This is a genomic window from Citricoccus sp. (assembly GCF_035445025.1).
Lineage (GTDB): Bacteria > Actinomycetota > Actinomycetes > Actinomycetales > Micrococcaceae > Citricoccus.
The window spans coordinates 1-5,480 of the sequence record NZ_DAOMPX010000096.1 but is presented as its reverse complement, the minus strand read 5'-3'; the positions used below and the strand labels follow the sequence as shown (position 1 = coordinate 5,480).

Here is a 5,480-nt window from a genome sequence, read left to right as displayed (position 1 = left end):
GCGCACCACCCGGAGGACGACGGCTGGTCGACCAACCCCTTCGACGTCAGCGGGAACGGCGAGGCCGTCGCCCTGGATTCCCAGCACGTGGCCGCGGCGGTCCACGAGGCGCTGGAGGCCGCGGGCGCGGACCCGGGAGACCCGGTGGTGCTGGCCGGTTACAGCCAGGGCGGGATCCACGCCGCACGGACTGCCGCCGATCCCCGGATCGCCGCAGACTTCGACGTGCAGGGGGTGTTCACCGTCGGCTCGCCGACGGGGGAGATCGCGCTGGACCCGCACGTGGAGGCCCTGCACCTGGAACACCTCGAGGACCCGGTGCCCGCCGTCGACGGTCGCGGCAACCCGCAGGGGGTCAACCGCACCACGGTGACCTTCGCCGGTGACGTGGAGGGGGCCGAACCGGAGGGCGTCACCCTGGTCAGGGCCCACGGCTTCGAGAACTACCGCGCCCACGTCACTCGCCTCGAGGGGCATCCGGACGGCCTGCTGACCGGCCAGGACGGGATTGCTCACCAGGGCGGGACTGCCGAGACGGATGGAAGCCCACCGGTCACCGGGGCAGCCCGACTGGCCCCCGCGCAGGAGCACCTGGCCAGGCTCACGACCGGCACGGCCGTCTCGCGGACGGTGACCCTGGAGCGGACGAGACCCGGCCAGCCCCGCAACCCGCTGGGAGCCGGGCTGGGCCATCAGTTCCGTGCCACGGATCCAGCCCGCGGCGCCGTGGGACGGAACGGTTAGGGCCTCAGTCCCGGCTGCCCGGCGTGAGCATCCCCAGGACGCCGTTGGCCAGCATCGAGACCACCGAGATGATGATCGCGGCGAAGACCGCGGTCCACCAGAAGGAGTCCACGGTGACCTGCATCGGCATGTAGGAGGTGAGCCAGACCGTCAGCATCAGCATGCCGGCGTTGATGATGATCGTGAACAGCCCCAGCGTCAGGCAGGTGATCGGGATCGACAGGAACGAGATGACCGGCTTGACCACCGCGTTCACGGCCCCGAAGACCAGGCCGATCACCAGGTAGGCGATCACCAGGTTCAGGGTGGGGTCACCGGTGTCGGCGAGGGTCCCACCGGGGATGACCTCCATGCCGGGCAGGAGCCAGGTGGCCACCCACAGGGCCAGCGCGTTGACGATGACGCGGAGCAAGAACCTCATGCCCACATCGTCCCATGCCACCCCATGGCCCGGATATGCGCCCGCGTCCTGGGGGCCGATCGGGCCGTGATGCCCTCACCCGAGGGCAATCTGTCCGGGCGCAACGGAACGATCAGGCGATCTGTCGGGACTTCGGGATCATCCGAGGTCCATTCGTCCGCGCCGGGACTAGTCTGGTGATCCATGAACGAACCGCATCCGATCCGCCCGCGTCCGGTCCTGGGCAGGCTCCCCGCCTACGCCGCCGGGAAGCCTCCCGCACCGGTGGAGGGGCTGGTCTCCTACAAGCTCGCCTCCAACGAGAACCCCTACGGGCCCGTTCCCGCGGTGCGCCGGGCCGTCGAGCGGTTCGACGCGATCGCCCGCTATCCGGACCCGCTGTCCACCGCGTTGCGGGAGCGGTTGTCCGGCCACCTCGGCGTGGCCGCCCAGGACATCGTCACGGGCGCCGGTTCCCTCGGCGCGCTGACCCAGATCATCACCACCTTCGCGGGGACCGGTGAGGACGGCACCCCGGACGAGGTGATCTTCGCCTGGCGCTCCTTCGAGGCCTACCCGATCGTGGTCCGCTCCTCCGGGGCGCGGGACGTCCAGGTGCCGCTGACCGCGGACTTCCGCCACGACCTCGAGGCCATGGCCGCGGCCATCACCGAGCACACCCGCGTGGTCCTGCTGTGCACGCCCAACAACCCGACCGGCCCGGTGCTGACCACCCGTGAGGTCGAGGACTTCCTGGCGAAGGTGCCCAGGCACGTGCTCGTGGTCATCGACGAGGCGTACCAGGAGTTCGTCCGCGAGCCGGACGCCGTCGATGGCCTCGACGTGTTCTCCCGGCACTCGAACGTGGCCGTGCTGCGGACCTTCTCCAAGGCCCACGGCCTGGCGAACCTGCGCGTGGGCTACTCCGTGACCCACCCCCACGTCACCCAGTACCTGCGGGTGCTGGCCACCCCGTTCGCGGTCTCGTCGCTGGCCGAGCAGGCCGCGATCGCCTCGCTGGACCACCTCGAGGACGTCATGGAACGCGTGGACATCGTGGTCGCCGAGCGGCAGAGGATGGTGGCCGGGCTGGTCGAGGCCGGCTGGAGCGTGCCGGAGACCCAGGCCAACTTCGTCTGGCTGGACCTGGGGGACCGGACCCCCGGGTTCGTGGAGGCGGCCGCCCGCCAGGCGCTGTCCGTGCGGGGCTTCGGCACCGAGGGCGTGCGTGTCTCCGTCGGCGAGCGGGAGGCCAACGCACGGTTCCTGCAGCTGTGCCGGGAGTTCGGGGCGCCCACGAACGGGCAGTAGCGGACCTTCGCAGAACGCGCGCATATGTCGGTCCGGGTCTAGGCTGGACCGGGACCGACGCCGGGTGCGTCGGCATGGAAGGAGTTCTCCGTGCACCATACGCCGACGTCACCGGCTCCGGCGACCGAGCTGCCGGAAGGAGCCGTCCGCCTGCTGGACGCTGACGGGACCCTGCACGAGGACGCCCGGTTCACGCCCTACCTGGCGGACCTGACCGGGGACACGCTGCAGCGCATGTACCGGTTGATGGCCACCGAGCGCCGCGTGGACCAGGAGGGCACCTCCCTGCAGCGCCAGGGGCAGCTGGCCCTGTGGGTCCCCGCCGTCGGCCAGGAGGGTGCCCAGGCCGGGGCGCTGACCGCACTGCGCGAGGACGACTGGATCTTCCCCACCTACCGCGAGCACCTCTTCGCCCTGGGCCGCGGCGTCACCCCGGGCCAGCTCCTCGCCCTCTTCCGCGGCGTCGCCCACGCCGGCTGGGCCGCCGAGGACCACCGGATGCAGCCCTACACGCTCGTGCTGGCGGCCCAGGCCCTGCACGCCACCGGTTACGCCTGGGGCATCTCCCGGGACCAGGCCGGCTGGGACGCCGAGCGCCGCCGGGCCGAGGGGCAGGTCGTGCTCGCCTGCTACGGGGACGGCGCCTCCTCCGAGGGCGACATCCACGAGTCCATGGTCTTCGCCGCCAGCTACGACCTGCCGGTGGTGTTCTTCTGCCAGAACAACCAGTGGGCCATCTCAGTGCCCGCCGCCACCCAGACCCGGGTGCCGCTGGCCAAGCGCGCCGCCGGCTACGGCTTCGAGGGCGTCACGGTGGACGGCAACGACCCGCTCGCCATGCACGCCGTGACCGCCTGGGCCGCCGAGCAGGCCCGCACCGGGGCCGGTCCCGTGCTCATCGAGGCGCACACCTTCCGCGGCGGCGCCCACACCACCGCGGACGACCCCACGAAGTACCGCACCCGGGCCGAGGAAGAGGCCTGGGCCGCCGTCGACCCGCTGGCCCGGCTCGAGGCGCACCTGCGCGCCACCGGCGCCGCGGGGCCCGACCCGGACCGCTTCTTCGCCGACGTGGCCGCGGAGGGCGAGGAGCTGGCGCGGCGCACCCGCGAGGCCGTGCTGGCGATGACCGGGGACGCCGTCGCCCCCCTGGACACCGTCTTCGAGACCGTCTACGCCGAGGCCCACCCGCTCGTGGCGGAGGAGCTGGCCTGGCACCGGCAGTGGCAGGCCGGCTTCGCGGACACCGAGGCGGAAGGAGACCGCTCATGACCACGGACACCACGACGCCGGCCGGGGCGGTTCCCGGTACGGCCACCGGACCCGCGCCGGTCACCGGGGCCGGGACCGCCCTCGAGACCCTGACCATCGCCAAGGCCATCAACCGGGCCCTGGCCGATGAACTGGCCGCGGACGAGAAGGTCCTGCTGATGGGCGAGGACATCGGCTCGCTCGGCGGGGTCTACCGCGTCACCGAGGGGCTGAAGGCCCGCTTCGGCGCGGACCGGGTGGTGGACTCCCCGCTGGCCGAGTCCGGCATCATCGGCACCTCGATCGGCCTGGCCCTGCGCGGCTACCGACCGGTGGCGGAGATCCAGTTCGACGGCTTCGTCTTCCCGGGCTTCAACCAGATCACCACCCAGCTGGCCAAGATGCACGCCCGCACCCGCGGCGCCGCCACGGTCCCGGTGACGATCCGCATCCCCTACGGCGGCGGCATCGGCTCGATCGAGCACCACTCCGAGTCGCCCGAGGCGCTGTTCGCGCACACCGCGGGGCTTCGGGTCATCACCCCGTCCAACGCCCACGACGCCTACTGGATGACCCGCCAGGGGATCCGCTCCCAGGACCCGGTCATCATCTTCGAGCCCAAGCGCCGGTACTGGCTCAAGGGCGAGGTCGACGTCTCCGCGGACGGCCACCGCGGGGTGTCCGCCTTCCAGGCGCAGGTGGTCCGCGAGGGCACCGACGCCACGATCGCCGCCTGGGGGCCGCTGGTGCCCGTGGCGCTGGCCGCCGCGAACGCGGCCGCCGAGGACGGCCGGTCGATCGAGGTCATCGACCTGCGCTCCCTCTCGCCCGTGGACTTCGACGCCCTGCAGGCCTCGGTGGAGAAGACCGGCCGGATGGTCGTCACGCACGAGGCCCCGACCTTCGGCGGCCTCGGCGGGGAGATCGCCGCCCGGCTGATGGAACGGTCCTTCCTGCACCTCGAGGCCCCGATCCTGCGCGTGGGCGGGTTCCACCTGCCCTATCCGCCCTCACGCGTCGAGGAGCAGTACCTGCCGGACCTGGACCGGATCCTCGACGCCGTGGACCGCACCTTCGCCTACTGACCCCGCGCACCGAGCCTGCCCGCCGCACCCGACCACCGGGCCGCGCGCAGCACCGCGCACCGCCCCGCCTGCCGAACCGAGAGACTGCCGGAGACCACCATGGAGACCTTCAACCTGCCGGACGTCGGCGAGGGACTGACCGAGGCCGAGATCACCGAGTGGAAGGTGGCGGTCGGGGACACCGTGGCGGTCAACGACGTCCTCTGCGAGATCGAGACGGCCAAGTCGCTGGTGGAGCTGCCCAGCCCCTACGCCGGCACGGTGGCCGAGCTGATGGTCCCCGTGGGGGAGACCGTCGCCGTCGGCACCCCGATCATCGGCATCACCACCGGCGGCGAGGCGCCCCCGTCCGGCGGGGACGGCTCCGCCGTGGTGGAGCAGGAGATCCCGGACGCCCGGATGCCCGCGCCCGGTGACGGGGCGGATACCCAGGAGGAGGACGAGGACGGTCCGGCGCCCCGCCCGGGGGTCGGCGAGGAGGCCCCGGTCCCGGCCGACGGCGGCGTCCCGCGTTCCGCGGTCGGCGCCGGCCCGGCCGGGGGATCGGGGGCCGCGCTGACCGGTTCCGGCCCCAAGGCCGACTCCACGCGGCGCCGCCCCCGGACGGGCGCGACGCCGGCCCCGTCCGGCCAGACCGCCACGCCGGCCGCGGCAGGCCAGGCCACCGCGCCGACCACCCCGGCCGCCCT

General features: G+C 73.0%; 5 protein-coding genes and 1 pseudogene. 5 read left to right on the top strand and 1 reads right to left on the bottom strand.

What is annotated here, in order from left to right; all coding sequences use genetic code 11:
* Window positions 1-744, top strand: a pseudogene (locus PLJ28_RS14715) (hypothetical protein); the annotation flags it as partial.
* A 4-nt stretch (window positions 745-748) separates the two neighbouring features.
* On the opposite strand, the gene PLJ28_RS14710 reads toward PLJ28_RS14715, so the two are convergent.
* On the bottom strand, window positions 749-1,165 hold the full coding sequence (locus PLJ28_RS14710) for a phage holin family protein (RefSeq protein ID WP_040386248.1): 417 nt from the start codon (window positions 1,163-1,165) through the stop codon (window positions 749-751).
* A 183-nt stretch (window positions 1,166-1,348) separates the two neighbouring features.
* Between PLJ28_RS14710 and PLJ28_RS14705 the strand changes: the two genes are divergently transcribed.
* From PLJ28_RS14705 to PLJ28_RS14690, 4 genes are all read left to right on the top strand, one after another.
* On the top strand, window positions 1,349-2,455 hold the full coding sequence (locus PLJ28_RS14705) for a histidinol-phosphate transaminase (protein WP_183529100.1): 1,107 nt from the start codon (window positions 1,349-1,351) through the stop codon (window positions 2,453-2,455).
* A gap of 90 nt (window positions 2,456-2,545) precedes the next feature.
* Entirely contained in the window at window positions 2,546-3,727 is a 1,182-nt protein-coding gene (locus PLJ28_RS14700; protein ID WP_183529098.1) for a thiamine pyrophosphate-dependent enzyme, read from the top strand.
* A complete protein-coding gene (locus PLJ28_RS14695) occupies window positions 3,724-4,791 on the top strand; it encodes an alpha-ketoacid dehydrogenase subunit beta (protein ID WP_255459703.1) in 1,068 nt (355 codons plus the stop codon). Before PLJ28_RS14700 ends, PLJ28_RS14695 begins: the two co-directional genes overlap by 4 nt.
* Before the next feature lie 99 nt (window positions 4,792-4,890).
* On the top strand, window positions 4,891-5,480 hold a 590-nt coding region (locus PLJ28_RS14690), incomplete at its 3' end, for a biotin/lipoyl-containing protein (RefSeq protein WP_324590323.1).

Coding starts and splice junctions, on each gene's coding strand:
- PLJ28_RS14710 (WP_040386248.1), bottom strand. CDS start 1,165: ATGAGGTTCTTGCTCCGCGTCATCGTCAACGCGCTGGCCCTGTGGGTG.
- PLJ28_RS14695 (WP_255459703.1), top strand. CDS start 3,724: ATGACCACGGACACCACGACGCCGGCCGGGGCGGTTCCCGGTACGGCC.
- PLJ28_RS14705 (WP_183529100.1), top strand. CDS start 1,349: ATGAACGAACCGCATCCGATCCGCCCGCGTCCGGTCCTGGGCAGGCTC.